This is a genomic window from Rhodococcus sp. UYP9, from assembly GCF_040547235.1.
Classification (GTDB): domain Bacteria; phylum Actinomycetota; class Actinomycetes; order Mycobacteriales; family Mycobacteriaceae; genus Rhodococcoides.
Window position 1 is genome coordinate 144,757 of sequence record NZ_JBEPPH010000005.1, and the last position, 24,267, is coordinate 169,023.

General features: G+C 61.6%; 23 protein-coding genes. 16 read left to right on the top strand and 7 right to left on the bottom strand.

Going from position 1 to position 24,267, the window contains the following annotated elements; translation table 11 throughout:
• The first annotated feature begins 2 nt into the window (after positions 1-2).
• Positions 3-1,151 (top strand): hypothetical protein, encoded by a 1,149-nt coding sequence (locus tag ABIB36_RS16010; protein ID WP_354560967.1) that lies wholly within the window; start codon positions 3-5, stop codon positions 1,149-1,151.
• Between the two features lie 167 nt (positions 1,152-1,318).
• Here the strand turns inward: ABIB36_RS16010 and ABIB36_RS16015 are convergent, their stop codons facing one another.
• Both ABIB36_RS16015 and ABIB36_RS16020 read right to left on the bottom strand, forming a co-directional pair.
• Positions 1,319-3,922 (bottom strand): tetratricopeptide repeat protein, encoded by a 2,604-nt coding sequence (locus ABIB36_RS16015; RefSeq protein ID WP_354560965.1) that lies wholly within the window; start codon positions 3,920-3,922, stop codon positions 1,319-1,321.
• Between the two features lie 3 nt (positions 3,923-3,925).
• The gene (locus ABIB36_RS16020; protein WP_354560964.1) at positions 3,926-4,738 is read right to left on the bottom strand and encodes a hypothetical protein; all 813 of its coding nucleotides are present in this window, start codon (positions 4,736-4,738) and stop codon (positions 3,926-3,928) included.
• Between the two features lie 229 nt (positions 4,739-4,967).
• Between ABIB36_RS16020 and ABIB36_RS16025 the strand changes: the two genes are divergently transcribed.
• Genes ABIB36_RS16025 through ABIB36_RS16035 form a run of 3 tightly spaced genes read left to right on the top strand, consistent with a single transcriptional unit; the run spans position 4,968 to position 9,405 of the window.
• A complete protein-coding gene (locus tag ABIB36_RS16025) occupies positions 4,968-6,524 on the top strand; it encodes a hypothetical protein (RefSeq protein WP_354560962.1) in 1,557 nt (518 codons plus the stop codon).
• The gene (locus tag ABIB36_RS16030) at positions 6,521-7,945 is read left to right on the top strand and encodes a hypothetical protein (protein ID WP_354560960.1); all 1,425 of its coding nucleotides are present in this window, start codon (positions 6,521-6,523) and stop codon (positions 7,943-7,945) included. Before ABIB36_RS16025 ends, ABIB36_RS16030 begins: the two co-directional genes overlap by 4 nt.
• The gene (locus tag ABIB36_RS16035) at positions 7,942-9,405 is read left to right on the top strand and encodes a hypothetical protein (protein ID WP_354560958.1); all 1,464 of its coding nucleotides are present in this window, start codon (positions 7,942-7,944) and stop codon (positions 9,403-9,405) included. The genes ABIB36_RS16030 and ABIB36_RS16035 overlap by 4 nt, the downstream gene beginning before the upstream one ends.
• On the opposite strand, the gene ABIB36_RS16040 is transcribed toward ABIB36_RS16035, so the two are convergent.
• The 3 genes from ABIB36_RS16040 to ABIB36_RS16050 all read right to left on the bottom strand — a co-directional run bounded on the left by ABIB36_RS16040 (position 9,382) and on the right by ABIB36_RS16050 (position 12,306).
• Complete coding sequence (locus ABIB36_RS16040; protein ID WP_354560956.1) at positions 9,382-9,831, bottom strand: hypothetical protein; 450 nt, start codon at positions 9,829-9,831, stop codon at positions 9,382-9,384. The two genes, ABIB36_RS16035 and ABIB36_RS16040, sit on opposite strands and share 24 nt — an antisense overlap.
• A 100-nt stretch (positions 9,832-9,931) precedes the next feature.
• Positions 9,932-11,029, bottom strand: a complete 1,098-nt coding sequence (locus tag ABIB36_RS16045) for a ThiF family adenylyltransferase (protein WP_354560953.1) — start codon at positions 11,027-11,029, stop codon at positions 9,932-9,934.
• A complete protein-coding gene (locus ABIB36_RS16050; protein WP_354560951.1) occupies positions 11,026-12,306 on the bottom strand; it encodes a phenylacetate--CoA ligase family protein in 1,281 nt (426 codons plus the stop codon). The genes ABIB36_RS16045 and ABIB36_RS16050 overlap by 4 nt, the downstream gene beginning before the upstream one ends.
• Before the next feature lie 386 nt (positions 12,307-12,692).
• Here ABIB36_RS16050 and ABIB36_RS16055 point away from each other — a divergent pair, with 386 nt between their 5' ends.
• From ABIB36_RS16055 to ABIB36_RS16095, 9 genes are all read left to right on the top strand, one after another.
• On the top strand, positions 12,693-13,331 hold the full coding sequence (locus ABIB36_RS16055) for a hypothetical protein (protein WP_354560949.1): 639 nt from the start codon (positions 12,693-12,695) through the stop codon (positions 13,329-13,331).
• A complete protein-coding gene (locus tag ABIB36_RS16060) occupies positions 13,328-14,497 on the top strand; it encodes a hypothetical protein (protein ID WP_354560946.1) in 1,170 nt (389 codons plus the stop codon). The genes ABIB36_RS16055 and ABIB36_RS16060 overlap by 4 nt, the downstream gene beginning before the upstream one ends.
• Positions 14,494-16,329: an AAA family ATPase gene (locus ABIB36_RS16065; RefSeq protein WP_354560944.1), complete on the top strand. Its 1,836-nt coding sequence runs from the start codon at positions 14,494-14,496 to the stop codon at positions 16,327-16,329. Before ABIB36_RS16060 ends, ABIB36_RS16065 begins: the two co-directional genes overlap by 4 nt.
• Positions 16,326-16,988 carry a 4Fe-4S single cluster domain-containing protein gene (locus ABIB36_RS16070; protein ID WP_354560942.1) on the top strand — a complete coding sequence of 221 codons (663 nt, stop codon included), beginning with the start codon at positions 16,326-16,328 and terminating at the stop codon, positions 16,986-16,988. The genes ABIB36_RS16065 and ABIB36_RS16070 overlap by 4 nt, the downstream gene beginning before the upstream one ends.
• A complete protein-coding gene (locus ABIB36_RS16075; protein ID WP_354560940.1) occupies positions 16,976-17,479 on the top strand; it encodes an FHA domain-containing protein in 504 nt (167 codons plus the stop codon). Before ABIB36_RS16070 ends, ABIB36_RS16075 begins: the two co-directional genes overlap by 13 nt.
• Positions 17,479-18,291 (top strand): PP2C family protein-serine/threonine phosphatase, encoded by an 813-nt coding sequence (locus ABIB36_RS16080; RefSeq protein WP_354560938.1) that lies wholly within the window; start codon positions 17,479-17,481, stop codon positions 18,289-18,291. The genes ABIB36_RS16075 and ABIB36_RS16080 overlap by 1 nt, the downstream gene beginning before the upstream one ends.
• Positions 18,279-19,985, top strand: a complete 1,707-nt coding sequence (locus ABIB36_RS16085) for a protein kinase domain-containing protein (RefSeq protein ID WP_354560935.1) — start codon at positions 18,279-18,281, stop codon at positions 19,983-19,985. The genes ABIB36_RS16080 and ABIB36_RS16085 overlap by 13 nt, the downstream gene beginning before the upstream one ends.
• The gene (locus tag ABIB36_RS16090) at positions 19,982-20,929 is read left to right on the top strand and encodes a hypothetical protein (RefSeq protein ID WP_354560933.1); all 948 of its coding nucleotides are present in this window, start codon (positions 19,982-19,984) and stop codon (positions 20,927-20,929) included. The genes ABIB36_RS16085 and ABIB36_RS16090 overlap by 4 nt, the downstream gene beginning before the upstream one ends.
• Before the next feature lie 458 nt (positions 20,930-21,387).
• Positions 21,388-21,798 (top strand): hypothetical protein, encoded by a 411-nt coding sequence (locus ABIB36_RS16095; RefSeq protein ID WP_354560930.1) that lies wholly within the window; start codon positions 21,388-21,390, stop codon positions 21,796-21,798.
• Between the two features lie 43 nt (positions 21,799-21,841).
• Here the strand turns inward: ABIB36_RS16095 and ABIB36_RS16100 are convergent, their stop codons facing one another.
• Positions 21,842-22,201 (bottom strand): hypothetical protein, encoded by a 360-nt coding sequence (locus ABIB36_RS16100; protein WP_354571622.1) that lies wholly within the window; start codon positions 22,199-22,201, stop codon positions 21,842-21,844.
• Between the two features lie 149 nt (positions 22,202-22,350).
• Here ABIB36_RS16100 and ABIB36_RS16105 point away from each other — a divergent pair, with 149 nt between their 5' ends.
• From ABIB36_RS16105 to ABIB36_RS16115, 3 genes are read left to right on the top strand one after another with little or no spacing between them, the layout of a single operon-like run.
• Positions 22,351-22,947: a phosphotransferase family protein gene (locus ABIB36_RS16105; RefSeq protein ID WP_354560926.1), complete on the top strand. Its 597-nt coding sequence runs from the start codon at positions 22,351-22,353 to the stop codon at positions 22,945-22,947.
• A gap of 60 nt (positions 22,948-23,007) precedes the next feature.
• On the top strand, positions 23,008-23,232 hold the full coding sequence (locus ABIB36_RS16110; protein WP_354560924.1) for a hypothetical protein: 225 nt from the start codon (positions 23,008-23,010) through the stop codon (positions 23,230-23,232).
• Positions 23,229-23,504, top strand: a complete 276-nt coding sequence (locus tag ABIB36_RS16115; protein WP_354560921.1) for a hypothetical protein — start codon at positions 23,229-23,231, stop codon at positions 23,502-23,504. Before ABIB36_RS16110 ends, ABIB36_RS16115 begins: the two co-directional genes overlap by 4 nt.
• On the opposite strand, the gene ABIB36_RS16120 is transcribed toward ABIB36_RS16115, so the two are convergent.
• The gene (locus ABIB36_RS16120; RefSeq protein WP_354560919.1) at positions 23,493-24,260 is read right to left on the bottom strand and encodes a vWA domain-containing protein; all 768 of its coding nucleotides are present in this window, start codon (positions 24,258-24,260) and stop codon (positions 23,493-23,495) included. The two genes, ABIB36_RS16115 and ABIB36_RS16120, sit on opposite strands and share 12 nt — an antisense overlap.
• Positions 24,261-24,267: the final 7 nt, after the last annotated feature.

Here is a 24,267-nt window from a genome sequence, read left to right on the forward strand (position 1 = left end):
ATATGCGGCGATTGAAAGTCTTCAGTTTCATGGCAGCGTCCTTGTTGCTCATGTCTGCTGCGTGCGGTGAAGACGGCGGCGAGACCACCAAAGGGCCTGACGCGGTGGCGTCCTCGTCGGCCGTCGACGTCGACGACACAGCGTCGGCTACCCAGCGAGCACCAGCAGGCAACCCATGCGACGGGACCCGTGGTCTATGTGAGGTCGTTGCGTCCGTCGACGTCGACGGTGACGGCAACTCGGACAACGTGGCCATCGAATTGGTCGACGGTCTGGTCAGCGTCCACATCGACACGGGCGGCACGGTTTCGACTGCGAGTGTCGAGGACAAGCACATCCTCCGCAGCGACATCACACCGTCCAACGTGTTCGTCGGTGCCTATCACATCACGCGCGAGCAGGGCGCGGATATCGTCGTCGACGGAAAATTCGGGCTCGGCGGTTCGGAACTGTTCGGCGTGATCGGGTGGGACGACGGACCCGTGGTCATTCCCGCTCCCCCCGTCCTTGCTTCCGAATTCGACGACGCGACTGCATGGACGGTCCCTACCGAGGGGTTACGAGTTCTGGTGCGATGCCCGCAGCCAGGATCGGTCGGGGTGGTCACGACGGAGGGTGACAGCAGCTACGGGACACCGACTCCGGGCGGTGCGTACACGGAGACTGTCACCTCCGACTGGGCGAACGGGGAGTGGGCTGAGAAGGATACGAACAGGGTGCCCGGTGAATACACCAGTTCGAACAGGCTCGCCAAAACTGGGACGTTCGAATGCGAACCGGTGCACTCTGCTCCCCCAGCGTTCGCGCCGACGGTCTCCGACCTGGATCCGAACATTGTCCTCGGCGGCCGACCACCCTCATACTCCGACGGATATGGCGAAACAACCCCCGTCAAGATATATTTCGGCGGATCCCCCAGCGGTTTGGTCAGCGACATCGTGTGGGATTCTTGGGGTGGCGAACGCGCAACCGGTCACGGAAACGCGTTTTATGTTGTCGATTCCGTGGCGGACGCCGAGATGATGCCGGCCGAGGTCGTCGCATACGACATCTCGACGTGCAACACACGCCGCGCCTACTCGACGGTGCAATGGTACTTCCCGTCCATGGGTGAGGATTTCGATCCAGCACTTGGCAACGATGTGTGTTGAGCCCGATAGTCGGGACTGTTGATAACGTCGCGCAGGTTTCTGGACAGGTCGAGACCCGGCGGACGGTCGCTACATCCGGGGCATGGACATGAACGGGTACGTCGATTTCGTCCGCGAGGACATTGCCGGGATGAGCTACATCTTGTCTACGTGAAACGACCCGTGGGTCACACGACGCTCACGGCAGAGGGTCGCGTTTGCTTGCCGTATCGACTGTCCACGGCACGGAAGTACGGGTCGAGGGCGATGCGGCCGTCAGGCATCACCAGCATAGGTGGAGGTTGCATAGGCAGAATCGCGCCGGCAATGAGTGAACCTGCCCTCGTCCCGATGTCGAGCGCCGGTACGTTCACGCCACCGTCGATCTCGTGACCAAATGATGCCAGATCCATCGAAATTGCTTTGAGGTCGGTTGATGTGTCGGAGACGTGGGTCCCCGAGTTGATCGCAGATTCGATGAGTTCGGCCATCAGCGCCTCGTCGCCCAAACGATATGCCCAGTCGAACAGGTTCGAGGTCCACAGGGCGACAGTTTTCGCCCAGGCTTCGCGGGTAGCGGCAGAGTTGAACTGAAACCTCTGGGCGTCGAGGTATTGCAGTGCGGGGAGAGCCAAGTCGACCGCTTCGCGCAGTCTGTCGTCCCCAGTATCGGAAACATCCCACAACGCCGCAATGTAGTCACACTTGGCTGCATCGAGCATCGTGCCGAGTTCGAGAGCGGCGGTCCGGGCGGCACCGAGATGTACGAGTCCGCGATCTTTGTTGCCCAGCAACAGTTCTGCACAGGCACAATTGCGTTCTGCCCACGCGACTGTGCGTCGATGAGCGGGGTCTTGCCTCAACTCCTTCAGCGCCTCCCCGATCAAATGGGCGGCCCTGGCGAACTGGGACTTCAAAATCGCCACGGCACCCAGGTTGCATCGACACAGGGCGCTTTTCTGTCTCTGGCCTAGGCGGGTGAACAGTGCGGTGGCCCGGAGAAATCCTTCCTCGGCTGCGTCGAGTTCGCCCCGCGAGATGTACAGGCCGGCCAGATTCTGGTCGAGCATTGCAACACGATCGGTGGCGCCCATCGACTCGAAAGCACGCCGAGCGCGTTCGAAGGCCTGCGCGGATTCCTCCAGCCTTCCAGTCTCGAGATACAGCTGACTGAGGTGCGCGTCGGATGATGCTGCAGCCGAGGATATCCCGCTTTTCTCAAGCGCGTTCCGAGATTCGACCAGTGCACGTTCTGCGTCCGAGTAGCGGCCGAGAGATGAATACGCTGCACCGATGTTCTGCAGGCACAGGTCTGCTTGCTCCCTTTTCCCTTGTCGAAGGTACTCTGCGCGGACCTCTCCGAGTCTGTCGATAGCGCCTTGATAGTCTGACGATAGATACAGAAGCAGCGCCAGGTCCTGTCGGCAATCGTTCACCAGCCCGGCTGATTCCTCGAGCCCGTGCACCACGCGAAGCGCTTCGAACAACAGCACTTCTGCGGCAGGTAGCTCCGCCAGTGCACTTCTAACCGCGGCACGGTATCTGAGACTTCGAGCGTGGTTGAAGCGCTCTCCCGACGCGGCGAACACCTCCGAGGCCCGTAACAGATAGGAGTCCGCCGCGGTGTGATCTCCCATGTGCATGTGAACCGTACCGATGTGCATGTCGCACAACGCTACTGCGACAGAATCATCGAGAACGACGCTCACATGCCTGGCCCTCGAGTAGACAACGAGCGACTCATCCATCCTGCCCAGATCTTCGAGGATCCCGCCGAGACTGATGTCGATGTCGACAGCCTCTGCAGGCTCGACATCGGCATAGATGTCTCGGGCCGCGGTGAGTGACGCGATAGTGGGTTCGACCGACCGTCGGTGTGCATGCAGTCGAGCCAGCTGTCGGTGACAGTGCGCGCTCCGTTTGCCGCCGGTCGTCTCCTGGTGACGGTCGAGTGCATTTCCGAAGGCAGTGAAGGCATCGTCTACCCGCTCCGCGTCCAGATAGAGCTCGCCGAGTTGCTCCCAGCAGTCGCCCTCCATATCTGGGTGTGAGGTCGAGCCGAAATAGTCTATCGCCGAGAGTAATTCGATCTCGGCTTCGTCGATATTATTCAAGCCCGAGCACAGCCCGAACAAGAACCGACAACGCGCGGTGCCGACCTCGTCGCCGTCACGCTCGTACAGGTCCCGAGCAGTTCGAAATGCGTTCCGCGCGCCCACGGAGTCGTCAATCTCGATCGAGCACGTCCCAGCGCTCTCGCTGCTGTCGGCCGCTTCCGCCCAGTGCTCGGCGAGCCGGAAACACTCCGCGGCACGTGCATAGGCGCGACGCGCTGGGCCGAAAGTCTCCAGTTTCTCGTATACCTCCCCCAGCGCGTTGGAATACAACCCCTCCGACTCGATGTCACCCCAATCGGCGCAAACCGCACAAGTCGCTTCGAGAAGTTTCGCCGCTTCGTGCGCCTCGCCGAGATCAGACAGCGCCATTCCGAGGATCCCCATGCAGTCCCCGGTCAACTCGACATCGTCCACGTCCACGTCCACGTCTCCGTCTCCGTCTACGAGAAGTCGGAGCGCGTACCTGAGCGAATCCACAGCCGAGTCCAGCTCACCCAGTTCCAATTGCAGAGCGCCGATCCACCTCAGACAATGCGCGATACGGTGCGCATGACCCGCCGATTCGCAGTCCGCCAACACGGCGCACATGACACCGAGGGCTTCGATGGTCCGGCCTTGGTCCAACAGATCGAGTCCGGTCAGAAAAACCGAACTGGGCCAAGCGTCTTCGGTCATCGTCTACTGCACCTTGTCCCTGAACCGTGTGCCGAGTACAAACCGGAGAACGCAGAACACCACCCCATAGGCGACGAACGCCGAGACGGATCCGACGGAGTCCGCGTCCTGGCAATCCACAGTCGATCCGTAGGCCGAGGTCAGCATAACGATCAGGGCGAGGCCTACACCGACGGTCATGAGTCCGAGCTCAGGTGCGACCCCGATGATCGCACCGAGTACGACGGCTGCGCTCAGCCCCAGCACCATCGGCCCGGGTCCACCCACGACCCCGACCGGCGACGTGAGGAACAGGACCACGTCGACCGCTCCGAACCACCCCAGGCCGACGCTACTCACCACCGAACTGCGCAGTCCTCCGACGAAGAATCCGGCCACCCCACTGACCACGGCGACCAGAACGAACAAGGCGATTGCTGAAATACGCAACGGGACATTGGTCTCGACGCCACAGATCTGAGGTTCGGTCACACTGGCCAGAGCGGGTATGAGCGCGATTAGTCCGAGCAGCGAGTACAGCAGGTTTCCGGCCTGCTCGACGCCGGGAACGCGTCGAAGCTTGCTGAGAACGAACGCTACGGCAGCGAAAAAGGACCCGATTACAAAGGCCGACCCGATGTCGATTCGGCCCGCAGCACTGAGCTGAACGAGGGCGGCGACCGCCACGAAGCCGCCCAGAAAGGCGACACCGTCGGGGTTGACACCGGCAAGCGCACCGCCGCCGGATGGTCGGTCACCACGCGCGAACGCCCGTCGTCCGAGCAGGAAGTGGGCGATGATCATCGAGAAGGCCAGCACGACGACGATCGCAGTCACGTAGCCAATGATCACCGATCTTGCCTGGCCGCGAAAGTCATTCAATGACGCGAATCGAACTCGACTCGCATGGGGTTCGGTGCTGACCTCGCCGAGCACGACACGATGGCGAGCGTCACTGTCGTTCGAGCGAATGACATTGCTGGGCTTGCCGACCAGACATTGGCACCATGATCGCCGTGACTATCCAACGCGGTCACCGGCGTAGCAGAGCAAGAGGAGTCAGCACATGCCCTATCGATCATCCGACATTTCTTGGGTAACCAGTGGGTGGTGGGCCGCCGACACATCGAGGACCGGACGTGTCGCGGACGAGTCGATCTCCCGCACCCAGCTGATCCAGCTCTGGGTCAAGGCTGCTCCGGAGCCCAAACCGAACGTCAAGCATCTCGCGGAGGATCTGGCGAAATGGATGAGTGAACTGGGGTCCACTGCCTGGGTTGTGCAGACGACTTCACCCGAAGCAGCCCGACGAATGAGGCAAGGCATCAATCAGGTTCTCGACGAACGCGACATCTGGGACGACGTCTCTACCGTCACAGCGCAGTACGCAGACCCCTTTGCTCGTTGCTCGGCAGGCGTCGTCACCGAGGTGAAACGTGAACGTCCCAGGGGCCTGCCGAATGCCATATCGACGGCGGTCCGCAGGTACGAGGACGGCCCACCGCGAACAGCTGCCCGCAACTCGATGATCGCGGAGGTGGATTGCGGGACCGTGACGGCTTCCCGTCCCCATGCCGACACATTCGTCGAGAACCTGGAGAGCTATCGAGACGCCATCGTGGCGGCTGCGATGCGGGCATACAGCGGCAAGCTGACCGAATACCTGGAACGCACGGACGACCACTTCGATGAAAGCACACGCGCGACGCTGATTGCCGCGCTGGACGATCTCACCGAGAGATATGGCGAGCCCGACGCTGCGGACCGCTTGCCGACGCCGGTCGAATCGCGGTTCGTGGACGAAACGCTCTCGAAGTTCCTGACTGCGCGCGCAGCCGATCAGCCGGCGACGGATACACCTCTGCTCCAGGGCAGCACTCTCTACACGACCGCAGACGTGGCCAGCGAAGCATGGCGTCGTGCCAACCGGAATCTGTTGAGACTCCACATCAACGCTGTTCCACTCGATGACGAACTGATTGCTCGGGTGTACGGATCCAATCTCAAACGCGCCACCCAGGACCTGCAACGCAAGCTATTACGCGAGGAACACCATAGGTCGGTGAGCGACCGGCCGGCGGACATCGACACGGTTCTCACCCAGCCGCAGCTCTATTTGGTTCCTGACCACGACCTCGGACACCGCAGCGCTATGCTCCGCGCTCTGTTCCGCCAAGCGTGGGAGCACGTGTCCAACAGCGACGTGGAGTCGACGAATCCTTGGGAGTGGACGGCGGGCGGCACGTCCACCTGCTGGGAACGTAGGACAGTCCTGGAGATACTGGGCGCGTACGCGAACCTCGAGACAGATCACTACTCCGAACTCGTGGACAACATCGAATCAGGACAGGTCGAACGGGCGATCGCTCACCGCTACGATACCGAACGGCCCGCCGACACCCTGGCGGAGAACCGGAAGGCATCGATCTCGTTCGCTACTCGACTGCTGCGCGGAGCGCTGGCCATCTCGCTTCACGACGACGACATCCTCGGCGGGGACGGCTTTGAGGTCGTCGGCCAGAGAGCCTCAGGTCAGACCTGGGCCCAAAAAACAGCAGAGGTCCTGCGTACTCTCCACGGGTATCGTGAGACTTGGAACCTACTGACGGAGAGCACGTCATGAGCCGGCTGGTTCTATCCGATACAACAGGATCGAGTTGGGACAGTGGGCTAGCGCCGGCAGTAGCGGAAGTCGCCGTCGAAATCGCACCGGGCGTCGACGTCGTTGTCGACGCCGCCGACACATCGACGCTGTTGAGTTGGCGAGTTCTTCGCGACAGCAACGCGCAGGCGTTCTCCGACGCGGTGGCAGAGCCGGACGTAGCGCAGATCGTCGAGTCCGCTCGTACTGGATCCGAGACCGAATGCGATACCTTGCATCTTGTTCCGACGTGGATACGTCGGGCCCGTACCTCAGCGATAGCGAGATGGGAGCTCTCCCCGATCGACGAGGGTGCACTCATGTTGGACGAGGCGGGCGCGCGTTACCGCACCGGCGATCACGACGGGGCCGCGCGTTTGGTAGCCGCGGCTTCCCCGGCGCTGGAGATGCTCACCGAAGATTGCGAAAACGGTGAAACCTGCAGTAGCGCAACGTCCGAACTTGCTTTGCTGGCCGCATTCGCGCGCGAGGTCACGATCGGCGAGGACTGGGGATACGCCATTGCGGCCCTGTCGGGACGAATCGACACGATCGCCGCTATCGATACCGTCGACGACGAACTGCTGATTCGATGGCTCGAAGATCTGGTCGAGGCCCAAGCGTTCGATCTTGTCGGGATTGACCTGGCCGGAGGTGACTCGACCGCTCGCTCGGAAGTGCAGAGGGCATTCGTCGATCCTCATCTCGTTCCGCCGAGGATCTTGGAGTGGAGAGGGGCCCGGGTGCCCGAACTGCGAGCCGAGTTCGACACCGGCGCTCGACCACCTCGGCTGGTCCTGACTGTTCCACTCGCCTCTGGAGTGGATCCGCAGTGCGCCGAAGCCTCCCGACTGATCGGATTTGCTGCAGACAGCTCGGGAAAGCTGCTCGCGACGACGCCGATGGTGCCGACCGGAACCATCCTGACGGGCAGTTTTTCAATTAAGGAAGCAGAGTTCGAGACGGCGACATTCGGAATTTTCGACTCCACCGGTGATCCGCGAGACCTCCGTCTGGGACGACTTGCCCCGGCTCTGATCGACGCCGACCGCAACATGATCGAAGCGTGGGGTCTGGGCCGCTCGGCGACGGCTGCACTCCACACGGTCGACGCTTCGGCAGACGAGGAGGCAACCGCCGCTGCGCAGTCGGTCGCGGACGGTTTCACCGCTGACGCCCTCGATGCGGCCGACTGTGCGGTCGCTGCGCTCGAGCGCGTCCGCACGTCAAGCGGCGTCGAATCCACGCCCCTGCTCGCCTTGGTGGCAGCTCGTATCGACGCAATCCGAGCGTTCATCGAACGGATCGAGTCCCACACGCCTGAACTCGGTGCACAACCTCTATTGACCGAACTTCTCCGGGCACCTCAGTTCGACGACTCCGACCTCGATGTGCGCAGGTGACGGACCACCTGGACGCCGATCGATCTTCCTGGCCCGTCGTCTTGCTGAGGGCGGCTGACGCAGGCCCCACCTATCTGTCGTGGACCTGGCTCGACAATCCAGCCTCGCCGAGCGCCATCAAGCTCGACACTGCACAGGCGAGCGCTGCGCTCGATCTTCTCGATCGCGCGCTCCTGGCACCTCTGCCTCTCGCCGGCAGCGGCAGCGGCAGCGGCAGCAGCAGCGACGACGACGAGTACGAATCCAGGGAAGCCGCCGCCCACCGCGCACTGGTGAACGGGGCCTTCACGAACCTCGCCGAGGAACGCCTGTTGTCCGCGCAGCTCACCGAAGCGGTGCTACCCGAGACCTTGCGAACGGAACTGATCGACCGCGCGGACAGCCACGGTGCTGTGCATATGAGGATCACGCCAAGTCCGAGGCTGGCGCGCGTGCCGTGGGAATTGCTGTTCGTCGATGCCGGCCGGCGACTGCTGGATGTAGCCGTCATCACCTTCGACCCGCCTTCCACCGTCCACGCCGAGCGCACCGTGCTTCCTCCACGATGGGCGGAGGTGAGCCACCTACCTGCACTTCATGTTCTCGATCCGTCGTTACCGATCCGGGCCGTCGAGCATGGACTGGGAAGAACGTTGGCGGGGCTCGCCAAGAATGCACTCATCAGGGGAATTTCGTCCGAAGCCAGTGTGAAAAACACTAGTTCGCACACGCGACTGAACACGTCGCAGATCATCAGCAGGCTCGACCTGTCTCGTCAACTTCACGCTCCGCGATCCCGGTTCTTCTATTTCGGCCATGTGTCGTCCACAGCCGACGAACCTGGATCTGCGTCGATTCACCTACACGACACCGTCGGGGCGGCCGGTTCGGCATCATGGGGGATGGCGCAGCCGCTCCGACCACGGACCAAGAGTGGCACTCTTGCCACTGCTCGACCGGACGATCACCTGCCGCTGTCCGCCTTGGACCTTCTGTTGGGGACCCAGCAGTGCACGGACGAGAGAGTCTGGGCTCTGTACGCATCGGACGGCCCCCAGTCCGGCCATGAGATCTGGCCGGTGCCAACCAGGGTGGCACTCATAGCGTGTGAGGGCGGCGTCGATTTCCGGTCGGTAGAGACGTTCGGTCTGGTCATCGCCATGGTGGACTCGGGGGCTTCACTCGTCACCACGACCCGATGGACTCTGCCGACCGACCACGCATTCCATTCTGTTGCAGGAGTTCGGAGATCGGTATTCCCCACGGTCGAGTTGGCTTTGGCCGTCGACCGTGCCCACTCTCGCCAGGACCCGATCGGTCTGGTGCATCACTGGCAGCGAGAGCAACTGACGAAGTGGGAATCGAGCCCTGCCAGCATCGAACATTCTCCCATCGTGTGGGCAGCGTTGACGCACACCGTCGCCGAGGCCAGGGTTCCGACGAGTGCGCAGAACCGATCAGGCGGCGTCGAACCGTCCTGAATACACGGCGGCGGTCAGTTGCCGCGGTAGCAGCCGAGTCAGATAGCCGCTCAGTTTGTCGTTCACCGCAATACCGACCGCGCCTCGGGTGCTGAGGAACGCCGCCAACCGACGATGATCGAACCCGCCCGACGCTCGCAGTAGACACAGGCTGTCCCACCTGATGTCTTCCCGACGGGCCGTCAGTTCGTACAGTCGGTCCCACACCGCCGATTCGACTGCTCCGAGGAGTTTGTCGCAGTCGATCACCCCTGAGTACGACGCGCTGAGCTGCATGACCTCTTCGAACACGGTCGCCGGTTCCGGGAGCGCTGCCTTCATGTACCTCGACCATCGTTCGTCCGGTATCACATTGTCACCGGGCGTCGAATCGAGCGTTGGATCCGGCAAATGTGTGCCGTGCGGATGGTCGAACTCGTCGCCCATTTAGTCCCCCCGAATTGCGCAGCGCCCGCGCCCGTTCGGACGCTACGCAACCCAGATTAGGCGTCGATCGAAGGCGTGGGAATCGGCCGATAGGCGGACACTAGTGCTGCGCCATCGACCTCAGGAATGCGCTCTCGTCCAACTCGTTCCACCGTGTTGCCGATGATGCCGACTCACCGAGCAGAATTCGGTCCAGATCGACGCGGTATCGACCGGATCGAAGGTCCGTACCCGACACCACCAGTCTCGCCGCCAACGCCGCCGTCGAGCCAGCCGCGTTTGCGGCCGTCCCGAGCTGGGGCCAGGACGGCAGTGACCGTCCGACCTGAGTGAGCGAGTACCTCGTGCGCGGCGTCACGTCACTCCCGACGATCGCGTTGGCCAATCGCATTCGGTTTGCGGGCTCGTTGAGTTCGGACTCGCTGCACTCTGTCAGATCCCCGGCTCTGCCATGGAACGGTGGGTAATCTGCGTCGAGGTCGTAGCGCTCGACGTCGAGAATAACGTTGTCGCCATTGTCGGTTGCCATCACGACGGGGATGCGCAATGCGCGGGCCTGGAGGCGAATTTCCAACTTCATCGCGAGATCGTCCATCTCCTCCACCAACACCGCCAGCCGTTCACCGCCCGACGATCGAAGAAACGTCACGTCCGCACTCGTGTAACCGCCAGGGAACCCAGACACATCCGAATACGGATCGATCTCCAAAATTCTTCTCTGCGCAAGAGTCACTTTCGCCACGCCCAGGTCACACACCGAACCCTGTAGCCGGTTCAGATTGCTCGGGCCCAGGGTATCGGGGTCCGCGATACGGAAGCGACGGGCGCCGGTCAGCGAACATACCACCGCCACCGACGATCCGACGCTCAGCCCCGCGATTCCGATCAGGGCCGAGCCCCACGTGGTTTGCTCGTCGTCGTCGAGTAGAAATCGGTTGCGTGCGGTCCGCAGACGGTAGAAGTGCACACTGTCCGGAAGACGGACCAGGGTCGATCGCCATGGGATGTGGACGAAGCGACTCGATCGGTCCACGTCACGCTCGTCCCTCCAGTCGAAGGGCAGAGAGCCGAAGGAATCGATGGCGATCAGCTCCGAACGCGCTGTCGCCCAGCCGTCGACATATGCCAGTCCTGCATTGGGTCTGCGTAATTCCCTGATCCTGGCCGCGTCCTCGGTGGGATGGAGTACCTCGATCATTGTCCACTCACTTTCTGGATATGGCGTAGCTTGACGTCCACTTCGAAGCCATCACTGGCGAACGTTCCGAAGGTGACCTCCGGCTCGACCAGAGTTCCCAGAAGACCGTGTAGCTCCTCGAATTCGCTGCTTGCCGCGACCAACGCATCCACGACGGCGGTCTTGATGAGGTCCGCACACGCAGCATCTGCACGCTCGGCCGATCCGACGCCGGGCCGCAACTCCACGTGCAGAGACAGCGCGCCGCGCAGGTCCTTCTGCGCGGTGGTTGTCATGACGAATTTTCCCGTAACGGTGTTGGACAGCCTCGGGTCGGAGAGAGCCGTACGAACTGGCTCGGGATATATGTTGACCGCATAGAACGACACCGCGATGTCTGCCCGACGCTTCAGAACGATGAATCCTGAGTGCGCAGTCGAGGCCGCGACGTCGACGGTGTGACCGGCGTCGGACAGCCTGCGCCGCATCTCGTCGGCACTCAACACCTCACCGATGTCATTCATACGGTACCGAATCAGCGGAATCGTGTTGTCGACCGTGAACAGCAGGAACCCTTCGTCATCAGTCTCGACGAACCGCATCGACGCGTCGTATTCCACCAGCGTCGCCGACGCTGCAGTGCCGCCGAAGATCGATGCATCGAGCTCGGCGTCCCCGACGGCCAGGCGTCGAACAGCGATGGTCGTCGGTGTCTCGTGACCGATCATTCCCGCGTCTGCAGTTCCGTAGACCAAGCAGATGTCCTCTGGACGATCGGACTTGCCGACTAACGCGAGTATTCCGTCTCGCCAGGCCTCACTGATGCTTTCGCCGGCCAGAAGAAACTTCAGATCTTGGCTGAGTACGTGCTGACCTGCTCCATCGAGTACGTCACGGACGAAGGGTGGGTACCCGGCGATCAGTACCTGTTCGTAGTGACGCCCGAGCGAGCCGATGTTCTCGCGAACGGTATCGACATGAACACCGGGCGTCACAACCGACACTGGAAAACCCTGTTTGCGGAGCTCCTCCACCGCCCGCATCGTGTAGATGCCGCCGATCCAGTTGCCCATCGCAAAGCACACCACGACCAGTGTCGACTTACGGTCGGCTTCATGCTGCCGCAGGATGCGCTCGTGGAGGTCGACGCTCTGTTGTAGCGACAGTTCCGCGCGCGGCCAGTTCGTCGGCGTGCCCGAGGACCCCGAGCTCGACGACCACAGGCACGCGGATGCAACATCTCCACCCGGAATCAATTGCGGGAGAGAGTACATCGCGAGGTAGTTCTTCTTGGTCATGGGTGGAATGTGCAGAAAATCGGCTGACGTTCGCACGCTGTCCGGGTCGAAGCCCAGGTTCGTCAGCAAATCCGGATACGCGTCTGTGCTGCGAACCGCCTTCCAGAACGTGTCAAAGGCCCCGTTCACTCCTGCAGCGCTCCGTGTCGACTGTGTCAACGACATGGCCGAGTTCCTTTCGTGGAACAAGACGCGGATCGTCTTGCTGCACGGGATACCGAACCCCCGGACCGTCTCCGGGCCGGCCCACAGACACGCCTGCTCTGTAATCCGATCGACGTACAGACAACCCGGCAGGCAACTGGAATCCTGATCTCCTACTGCCACTCCCCCGGGGTATGGATCCAAAGATTCTGGCCCGTCGAATGTTTCAGACAGAGGTGTATGTGCGAACGAATGCCGACTTGGCTTCCATCATCCTTGCGGACGCCACGGTTGCTCATGCACAACAGCTAGCCGCCCAGGCTCGATCCGCGCAGGTTGCGCAAGAACAGGCCGATGCCGAAACCGCTCGCCTTGAGGTCGCGGCCCAAGCCGAACACAGGAGAGTACAACGTTCTGCATTCCTTCGGCGGGTGCGCGGGCAGGGTTTCAGCTTGGTGTTCGTGTCGGTTCCGCTGTGGGTTCTGACTCCGGTCGCCGGGTCGATCCTCGCGGTGTTCAGCGACAACATCACTCAGACCGTATTCCTGTCGGGTGACAGCGGCGCGACCTCGGGGAGCGGACCGGGCACGCTGTACGGGCTTCTGGCCAAGCTGCTGATCGCGATGATCGTGTGCCTGGTCGGTTTGGCCTTCGTCTTTCCGTATCCGGATGGTGAAGAAGTAATTTCGTCGGCGGGTATCGGCGGATTCGCACTGGGTGCTCTACTTCTCTTTTACCAAGCACTGGCAGGCTCGGGGTCGGCAACGAGCTGGTGGTGGCCTCCCCTGTTCGCAGTGGTCGGCCACCTCGTGTTCGGGGGCATCAGAATGTCTGCAGCAACCGGAGCCGAAGCCGAGCCGTTCGCCAGGATGCGGTTATGAGCGGTCCCAAAGGAATTCAGTACGAAATTGCCTCGGAGCGGCGACGCGCCGAAGACGCATTACAAAAGTGGCGCGCGCTCAACGGACGCGTACAGGCCTTTTCATTGAGATGCGCTGCGGTCAACATGAGCGACGCTCGTGTTGTCGCCGGTGCAGCCCCGGCAGGGACGTCCGCTGCCATCGAGACGGCGTGTGCGGCGCTGGAGCAGAACCTGGCTTCGGCACAAACAAGGTTTGAGTCCCGACTGAGCGCGCAACGCTCACAACGGATCACCCACAGTTTAGGAGCGATTCTCGAAGAACTGGACCAACGAGAATCGGCAGCCTCGGCGTTGGAAGAGGACGTTCGGTGCGAGTCCTCACACAACGTCCCTGAAGTCGCGGACAAGGTCGAGGCCGATGTCGCGGACCGTGTTCGACGAGTGCTGTCGTCGTTGGTCGAACAGTCCGATGAGGTGGAGGCGGCCGCCGCCGGGGTTCTGCGTGCCCAGCCCGCTCGCGCTCGGTTGCTTCTGTCAGACCTGAGCAGCCGGGTGAACGCGGCCAACCGCCGATCCCAGCAACGGATCGACAACCGCGGGCAAATCGAGGAGATCAGGTGCGAAGCTGCCTCGTTACTCGACCGCAGTCGGATCGACATGCTTCTCGACGGCGCGGACAATGCCCTCGAATCCAATCTGGACCCGACACCGTCGTTGACCTCTGCCCGGGCGACGCTGGCAAGGCAGTCTGCCCGCGAACGGGAAGAGCGAGATCGAGCCTTCGTGCTGGACGCAGTCACTGAATCCCTTGTCGGTCTAGGCTATTCGGTGTCTCCGATCGATCTCGAAACGCCGAGTTCAGTGGTGTTCAAGCGCTCTGGTTCACAGACTCACGCAGTGACGGCGAATGTGAGCGACGGGGAGATCGGGCTCCGCACCGTCAGGACGACAACCGCCACCGACAGGGCTGCCGATCTCGCCGCCGAACAGCAGATGTGCTCGGATCTCGACCCGCTCATCGAAGCCCTGCGAGCACGAGGGGTTGCCCCGGGCAGAGTTCGGGCTGTGCCGGCCGGTGTGACCACTCCGAAGCTGATTGCCTCGACTACTGCCGCACTGGCAACGGCCAAGCATGCGAACGTCGGCACACGTCGTACAAGCGAAAACGAACGGAGTCGAGAATGACGCCGGACGCAGGCGCGATCGACGAGTTGCCGGCGTGGCTGCGCGAGATCGACGTAGCGTTGGCCGCGAACCCTCAGATTCTCGTCACCGGAAATCAGCGTGACCTGGTCTTGTTGCCACGGCCGCAGTCTCCGCATCCTCGCGTGTCGTCGGTTGTCGACGCCGTCATCTCGCTTCTGTCCACAGCAGGTCACACCAGCGTCATCGTCGCCGAACCAGTCGACGGTGCGAGGTCGGCCATCGACTCCGACGGTGTCGCCGCGAACATCATCGCGGCGGCCTCACCGTCGGCTAAAGACGAACGTTTGCTGGACTGGCTGCCGCGTCTACTGCGGTCGGTCGTCACTTCCACACTCCCGTGTTGCGTGGTCATCGACAGCGCGTCCCGTCTCACTCCGGACTCGGACTTCTCCGAGCCGGCCATGCACACGTTGCTCGTCACCGCCGAGAAGCTTCTCGTCACCGCGAAACGTGTCAAAGTCATCGGGCCGCACCGTACTCCGCTATACAACACCGTAGTGTGGCTGCTCGACCGTGAGAGCGACCTTCCCCACTGGTTGATAGGCGGTGAGCTCGCTCGCGTCGTGTCGATTCCTGCGCCTGGAATGTCCCAACGCACCATCATGGCGGCGAGCTATGTGGCGTCTCTGCCCGATGCACCGGAACCAGGGCCACTGTTCGACGACATCGTGTCCCGATATGCGTCGCAGACGAGTGGCCTGACGCTTCGCTCTATCCGCGAGATCAACCGTCTGGCGATCGACCGTCTCATCCCTGCGTCCGCTATCGAGGACGCTATACGTACCTTCCGAGTAGGCGTCCCGGACAACCCCTGGCAGGATCCGGCGCTGCGCAAGCGCATCAAGGACGGGCCGAAGCATCTGGAAGGGAAAGTCCTCGGTCAGCCTGCGGCTGTGCGCAAGTCGGTCGACATCTTGATTCGGTCTGCCATGGGCCTGACGGGAGCGCACGCGTCGTCGGGCGGGTCTCGCCCTCAGGGCGTGCTGTTCTTCGCGGGTCCGACAGGCGTCGGCAAGACCGAACTGGCAAAGGCCATTGCGGCACTGGTGTTCGGCAGGGAGGACGCGTTCGTTCGATTCGATATGAGCGAGTTCTCCTCCGAACACGCCGAAGCCCGCCTCATTGGGGCTCCGCCCGGGTATACCGGTTTCAACAGCGGCGGCGAATTGACCAATGCTGTGCGACAGCAGCCGTTTCGACTTGTACTTTTCGACGAGATCGAAAAGGCACACCCCAGAATCCTCGACAAATTTCTGCAGATCCTGGAAGACGGACGGCTCACCGACGGCACCGGTGCGACGGTGTTCTTCTCCGAGACACTCCTCGTGTTCACCTCCAATCTGGGCGTCTACCGAACTGACGAGTTCGGCACCCGCGTGCCTGTGGTTCCGCGCGGTTCCGAGTTTCGCGAGGTCGAGAGCGCCATCAGAGAAGCGGTCGGCGATCACTTCACCAAGGAAATCGGTCGCCCCGAACTACTGAACCGAATCGGCGACAATATCGTCGTATTCGACTTCATCTCGGAATCGACAGCGCGCCTGCTTGTTCCGAAGTTCGTGGACAACGTGGTCTCGCGGGTGGCCGACGCCACGGGGATCGACGTGACAGTCTCTGACGCTGTCCATCAACGATTGATCAGCGAGGCGCTGACGAAGCTTGACTTCGGTGGCCGAGGTGTCGGAACGACGGTCGAGTCGCTTCTGGTCAACCCATTGGCCAGAGCGTTGTTCGACCTGCCCTACGGCACCGAGGCTGTGACTGTTTCGGAATTGGAAGAGGGCGCCGGCGGATGGTCGGTGGTTCTCCGATGACGTCGATGCTGCTGTCCCGTCTGCACTATCCGGTGCGCAACCTGGGGTTCGGTCGACGCGCGGGCATCTGGTTTCAGGGCTGCACCATCTACTGCAAGGGGTGTGTCTCTCGAGATACCTGGCCGTTCGATCCGTCGAGCGGTGTGCGCGTCGATGATGTTGTGCAGTGGTTGCGCAGCATTCCCTTCGACGCCATCGATGGAGTGACCATCTCGGGGGGCGAGCCGAACGACCAACCGGAGGCCCTCACAGAGTTACTCGTGGAGGTCCATGAGTGGCGTTCGTCCACGACGCAACCGATCGACATCCTGCTGTACTCGGGACGGACGCCTTCAGAACTCGGGGACCGATTCGACTGGATGCGTGGCAATGTCGACGTGCTCGTCAGCGGTCCTTACATCGCCGCCGATGCTACGGACTGCGCACTACGTGGATCGGCGAATCAAATCGTCCACACTTTCAGCGACCTGGCGCGTACCCGCTACCCGGCCGACACACTCGAGACTGACTATTCCGGTCAGAGACGAGACATATCGGTACACGTCGACGCGGAATCCATTTGGATGGTGGGCATTCCGACCGACGGCGACATGCGCAAGCTGGAGCAACGACTCGCCTCACGAGGCGTGGATCTCAGGAGAACCTCATGGCTGACCTAACTCCCGATCTCGTCGTGTGCTGCGGTCGAACGTTCGACCGCAATAGGTATTCACAGTGCACGATCGACGGCTCGGACTTGTGGGATATCGAATCGGAGCCACCGGCCGTCGTACCGCCCCCACCCGATCCAGGGGAAAAGTCCGTCGTGCCGAGCCCCAGCACGACATTGGATCCAACTGGTTCCCAGGGAAGGCTGAGACTGGTCACGTGTGGCACGACGCTGGTCCTCGACGCAGGACAGTCGCTTCCGGTCGGTCGTGACGACGATTATCCGACAGCGGATGTCTTCCGTAGTCGGACCAACGTGAGCAGATACCACGCAGTCATTCGGTTCGACGGGCAGCGACTCCTCGTTACCGATACGCAGTCGAGCAACGGGACCTTCGTCAACGACAAAAAGATTCCACCGGGTACCGAGTACGAAATTCGTCCCGGACAGAAGTTGAGGCTGGCAGCCGACGTCGACATCGACATTCACTGGGAGGCTTGATGCGCATTCGTGTTTCGGCGACCACACATCGAGGTCTCGAACGATCCGGCAACGAGGACTGCATCGGCTGGAACGGATGGTCGATGCGAGGCCCCCAGCCCGGCCTTCTGGTATCCGAGTTCGATATAACAGCTCCGACGGCGATCGTCGTCTGCGACGGAATGGGCGGGCACGAGGGCGGCGAAGAAGCAAGCCGTCTTGCATGCGAGATACTCACCGCTCCTGATGCATTCACGGGTGCCGACGAGGGCACTGTGATCGACCGGCTGGGAACGATGCTTCAAGACGCTTCGGACGCCATCAATGACGTCGGTGACGCGCGCCCGGAGCTCGCGGGAATGGGGTGCACCGTAGTCGGCGTCGTCATCGACCCAGCTGGACACTCTGTGGTGTTCAACGTCGGCGACTCGAGGTGCTATCAGGTGGACGGAAGATATCTGACCCAACTGAGCGTGGACCACAGACAGGTCGGATCTAACGTCCTGCAGCAGGCCCTCGGTGGAGGGAAGCGACTGATACTCGAACCCGATTTTTTCGAGTCTGCCCTTCCCCCGTCCCCTGGACTACTGCTGTGCACGGACGGTCTCGACGACTATTCGGACCCACGCGACGTGGAACGACTCGCACTGGCCCCCGTCACCGACCTCGTCACCGAACTGCGAAATCTCGCGTTGGCAGGTGGCGGCGGAGACAACGTCACCGTGGTGCAAATCGAGGCTGTCGCTCCTCAGGAACATCGCGCCGCTGCCGCCGCGAATGTAGACATCAACGAAATCAACGTGAACAAGGTAGGAACGACATGGCCGATGTGACACGTCTCGACCCGATCGACGACGGACGCCGAGCACCGAAGATCAATTACACCAGGCCATCGTCGCCCCGCACCCGACTGGACAACAATTCCGCACCGCCCACGAACCTGGACGGGGGCACGCCGACCACGTACCTACGCGAACGACTGCCACCGGGCTTGGATGCTCGCTTCACCATGGTCAGGCCGCTCGGTGATGGTGCCGAGGCATCGGTGTGGTTGTGCACGGATGCGAAGGGCAACGAGGTGGCCGTCAAGCTCTACCGCCATGAGCCCACATATGCGCTGGAATTCGGTTCGGATAAGTACAGAACTCACTTCCCGCCCGAGGTCGCGGTACAGCTGCTCGAAGCACCAGGTGTCGACCACAGCGTGCATTACGAACTCATGGAACTGTGCCGCTTCGGAACCCTGGAGTCGTACTTGGCCGACCGCGGCGGGTTCGGTACCAACAAACACGCGGTGGAGATACTAACCCAGATCGCCGACGCGATCCACGGTATGCAAGGAGCTGGGGGCACCAATCGACTCGTGCACGGGGACATCAAGCCCAAGAACATTCTTGTGCGCACCGATATCCCGCTCGACCTGGTTCTCGCGGACTTCGGGTTGACGGTCGATCTCGGTGATCGATCTAGGCTCACGAACCTCGGACTCGGCACGATCGCGTTCAACGCACCCGAACTCATGAGGTATAAGACGACCGCCGCCGATTGGTGGAGCCTTGGCATGGTGATGTATCAGGTTCTGCTGGGACGCGGATACTTTCAGCTGGACAACGGCTCTTGGATCGACAATCGCACCATCGAGAGCCACCTGCTGTCCCGTGATGTTTCTCTTTCGGAGCTCGACGGCAGCAAGGTTCGTCCCGAACATTTGGAGCGCTGGCGGATCTTGCTGGCGGGACTACTGACTCGCGACCCGGATGTCCGTTGGGGGATGGCCGAGGTCAGGTCGTGGCTCGACAACAAATCACCGACGGTCCACCGACCACTCGACACCGCAGCAGGCGGAGACAAACCCGACGTCGGTCAATCGGCGGTGCACCAGGCGTCCACGTCGTATGCACTGCCCGGGGTCGGAGAGTTCTTCGATGCGGCAAAACTCGGCGCAGCGATGTCGTCGAATCCCGAGGTTGCCGCTAGGTCTTTGGCAGGCAAGGGACGCCAGCGTCTCATTGACTGGCTGACGGGTTCCGCTCGAACCGGCGAAACCTACGCCGAGGTGACCTCCCATGGCAGCAAGTGGGGGCCCGATGAGCTGGTCCCCTACTTCGTGGCGCGCCTCGCACCCGCTACTGATGTTCTCTACCAGGGCTGCAACATCAGTACACCGAGCCGGCTACGAAAGCTGGCCGACAGCAATGGAAACGACGATGCGATCGAGAAGCTCTACGATCACGACCTCCTAGGTTGCATCAACTCGGGCAAGTCCAGGACCTCGTACAAGATGATCGACGCGAACTGGCATGACATCGCCGAACAGGCCATCGCGCTTGCGCAAAAGAAGAGCATCCCTCTCGAAAGCTCGGCTCGCGGTCACATCATTCGCCAGAGCCTGCTTCTTGCCGCCTCCGACGAGGCCGTGGTAGACGAGTTCGTCCGCCAGGTGCGGTCGCGCATCGACGGGCCACAGTTCGAGTTTGCGGGTGAAACTCCGTGGTTCGCTGAACTGCGAAGTGAGGCGCAGTTGTGAACGCGCGTTCCAATGGCAACTTGGCTGCTGTCGTACTCGCGGACGCAACGGTCGGACTCGCCCAGCAGCAAGCTGCTTCCGCCCGCGCTCAGGTTTCAGCAGACGACCTGGCGGAAGTGCAACGGCTCGAGGAGATCGAGCGAACTCGGCTCGCCGAAATCGAAGCGAACCAGCGGCAACAGGCCAACCGAAGGCGAGGGTCGGACTTTTCGGCAATAGCGCTCGCAGGCGGCGCCGCCGTAACTGTTCTCGGGCCGTATCTGCTCGGTCACTTCGTGCTGCGCAAGACCGCACTGCTCGCATCGGACCCCGGAGTTTACGACGAGCGTGCACGAGGGTTGGGTGATCACTTTCTGCCCGATTACCTCGGTGGTCTGGCGGTTGTCGTCGCCTTGCTTGCAGTATTTCTTCTCCTGAGGCCGTGGGCGTTCCGTCTACCCTCTGTAATTCTCGGTTGGGTTCTGACAGTCGTGCTAGCCGTGATCCTGATTCCGGCGACCATGTCGCAGTGGGACGATGCGGAGGCCAAGACTCTCGCGTCGCTTCGGGAGACCTCGTATCCGTTCGCCACCGACTTTCGTCATTGCTACAGCTGGGATTTCGATTCCGAAAATGGAGCTTCACAGAGCGAGTTGTGGCAGGTGCATCTCGGCAGCACCCGGGGCACAGATGTCGACGGGTGCAATCGAATCAATGTCTATCGAGGCTGGATCTCGGTCGGCGCATTCGATCTCGGCAACGCGGACGCTTTCACCGGCGACATCGTGGTGAACATGCCGAACTGGACCGAGCCCTTCATCACCAACGGCTCCAGTAGCATCTACCAGATCCCGCGAGAACCTATGAACCCCCTTACTGTCGGAGTTGATCTGACAACTGAATTCGGCGGTCACATCCGGTTCACGCTCGACGGCGCGGCCAACAATCAGTTCGCCGTCTCATAATCGGTTCACCCGCCAATGTCGCAAAGCTGGACCGCAAAAGGGTAAACGACGACCGAAAGACCTCACCGAGCGCGGTGAGGTCTTTGCCTTCGGTCGTGGATTGCTTCGGGGCTACTTCCAAAACCCGCCATGCTCGTTGCACTGCGAACCAGTGTTGTTGCATTTACTGCAGGTGAGCTTGCCGGCCAATCCACTTGCCCGCCCTCCATTGCACGAGCTGCAATCATGGACGGGGCGAAAACACTTCTTGCACTGACTCATGTCGTATTCCTTCGCGCTGTCGGCCTGGATAGATGCACAGCATTGCATGCTTCACCGGCCCCGGCAATCGTTCGAACACACTACAAATCCTGTTGCGCAACAGAGCATTAAAGCGTTCGAACGACTGTTGCACATGCCGGTCATCGGTAATGATTTCTCAATCGAGAGAAGTTCGACCCAACAAAAGGCAGCGGAACATGGGATACTTGTACGGATTTTTTATATTTGCAATCGCATATTTCATCAGTGCGTGGATTCTGACGGGGATATCCAAGCGTCAAATTCATGCCACCTTCAGTCGCGTCACACCGCGGGATATCGAGCAGGCGATGGCGGACGCGGGCGTCTTTAAAGGCTGGGTCCAAGTGGATGGGGAGGGGCAGATCAACCAGCGACTCGGACTCCTCCGGGGCGGACGCAAGGGCCGCCCGGTGATGTCGTTCTCGATCGAACCCGAGGATAGCGTTGTCGTTCTTCAGGTCTGGCTGTCTCAGTGGGTTGCAGTCTGGGGTGCGATCGAGGTCGCCCACACCGTGCAATTCCTGCTGAAGCGACGCAAAGCATTCGACGCTGTTGCCGCCCTCGAGCTCGAGCGCACAACAGTGTGATCGTTCGCTCGACGCACGCGCAACTTTGCTAGGTTGCCGTTTGCTAACGACTGGACCGCACACCGCGCAATCGTTCATTTACGATCAATTCGCGTCGATTGCTGGCCGACGTTGACGTGCGAAACCACGCCATGAACGACAACGCAATCAGCACGAAACTTACGAGGGCGACCGTCCGCGCCACACCTGGCCAGATTGCAATGCCGAGAGTTGCGAGCAGCAGAGTTGCGCATGAGACGACGACAGCTGTGCCTGCAATGAACGGGGCCGGATGCGCCCGGCGGTCGTCGTAGAACGCAAGCGGCTCTAGTCCTCTCCTGTCTGCGTCTTTTTCGAGCTCATCCGCCCAGTCGTCCTGTCCGAGTTCCCGGAGCTGCGTCGACAGCTTCGTCATTGTCTCCATTGAACTAAGTCCATCCGCAATCTTCGTGACTCGCGAATCGCGAAACATCCATTCCGCAACGCGTTTATACAACGACAACGAGGTCGCGACGACCCCCACCACGGTCGCAACCACAGTAATTATTTCGATCGTTCCCACAGTTCCCCCTGTTGCTTTTTAGTTGCAGAGGAGACCGTAGCAACGCCTTCCGACAGAGGCTCGGACCTCGACTTTTGCCGACCGACTTCGCTTGGACGCTGCGGACTCTTGCGCGTGCGCAGGCCCGGATCGAGGCCGACGGCTTCGACGCCGTCCCGTGCCATTGTGACGGCAATGTCTCTAACGTTCTGGTGCTCGACGACGGCTCGATGCGCCTTGTCGACTGGGACTCGGCGGCGTTGATGGATCCGTTGCAGGGCATCGGTGCGTGGTTGGCGCAGATCCGGCCGTTCGATGTGCGTGAGGTGTTCGAGATGTCAGGGGGCGGGCGACAGTGTTTCCTTCGCTCGGGCTCGGAACTACGGCCGATTGATACCTCGCCAGAGCCGTCCGGATCACCGCGGCAAGCAGCTGCCGGCCACTCCCGTCGCGTCCGGGACCCGAAACGGCAAGATCACCAGGCGTCGGCGGCAATACGGCTGTTAACTACACTCGCAAGCCCGGTGATCGCATCAGTCAATTGTGCTAGCGTCTGGCCTCCAGGAACACCAGGGATTACGGGCATTGTCACGCGCGGTCCTCACTCTAGGCGTCGCACATCTCGGTGACGTGCGCGCATTGAATCCCCATGCAACCGGACTCGGCCGCCAAGGTCACTCCGCGCACCGATGGCACGTGATCCGCGGGCCGCCATCATCGACGCTGCGCGCATCGAATTCGGCAAACGCCGATACTTCATGACGCGAATCGACGACATCGCGGACTTTGCCGCCGTACCGCGTGCCGCCGTCAAAAAGCTCTTGTACCGACACCCCCGGAATCGACGAAAAGCTCACTGCGCCCTCAGCTCAGCGGCCACGCCCGCACGAGGTGGCGGCAGCTTGCGTGCGTGACCGTGCGGTTTCGTGGCGGCTTCGCCTATGTCGACGGTGTCCTGCCCGACGAGACAGTGCTGATATTGATGCGGTTGCGGTTCAACGGATCCGCCAGCCGGTGGGGCTTCGCGATCTACCTCGCCTCCACCGGCAAGTACGAAGACTCCATGCTCCCCACCGGTGACTTCACCGCAGTCCCGAAGACGCACTCGACACAGCATGCGGGCTCTGCCTCGGTGATCCGACCGCCTGGCAACTACCCCCGACGAACTAACGGCTCAGACCACTAAGCCTCGATCTACCGATCGAATGGAAATTTCATGAAGTCCTGATCTTCGGTCGAAGTGATACTGAGTAGGTATAGGACCGGAAGGTCGCAATGCTTCATCGCAGCTCAGAGAATCATTCGACTGAATGATTACGAGCCGCACTGCTTCCTTATCGCCCATCTCGCCTACTCCCCTCGCGCGCGCCTGGGGTCCTCGGTGGAGAAAGCCAACACCGCAGGCGCACCGAGTACGGCCGACCGACGTCGAAACATACGTCATCGACTTGTCGCGCTGAAAGCCCAGATCGGCACCCACCTCGACGGCGTCGATGTTCGATCCCAAGAACACGAAGTCCCAGCTGTACTCGGCTTCCTGCCGCTCGATCAATTCCCGCACAGCAGCATTCGTCCACTCCCGGCTTGCGTTCTCGTGACCGTCGGTCATCACGAGAACGGTCACCGAGCCGGGACGCTCGTCCTCCGGTATCGCGGCCAGCCCGGCACCGACCTCGCTCACAAGCCGGCCGATCGCGTCGTACAACGCGGTGCCGCCCCGTGGCTCGAGCACGAGCGGGTCGACCTTCTCGATGGGTACATTGTCGTAGACCAGCTCGTACCGGTTGTCGAACTGCGCCAGCGTGACCACGGTCCGGCCGTCGGCCTCACGCTCCTTGGCGATGAACGAGTCGAATCCGCCGCGGGTGTCGTCGGCGATGGAATGCATCGAACCGGACCGGTCGAGCAAAGCTGCAACGAGAGAGAGTGTCGGGTTGGTCATGATTTCC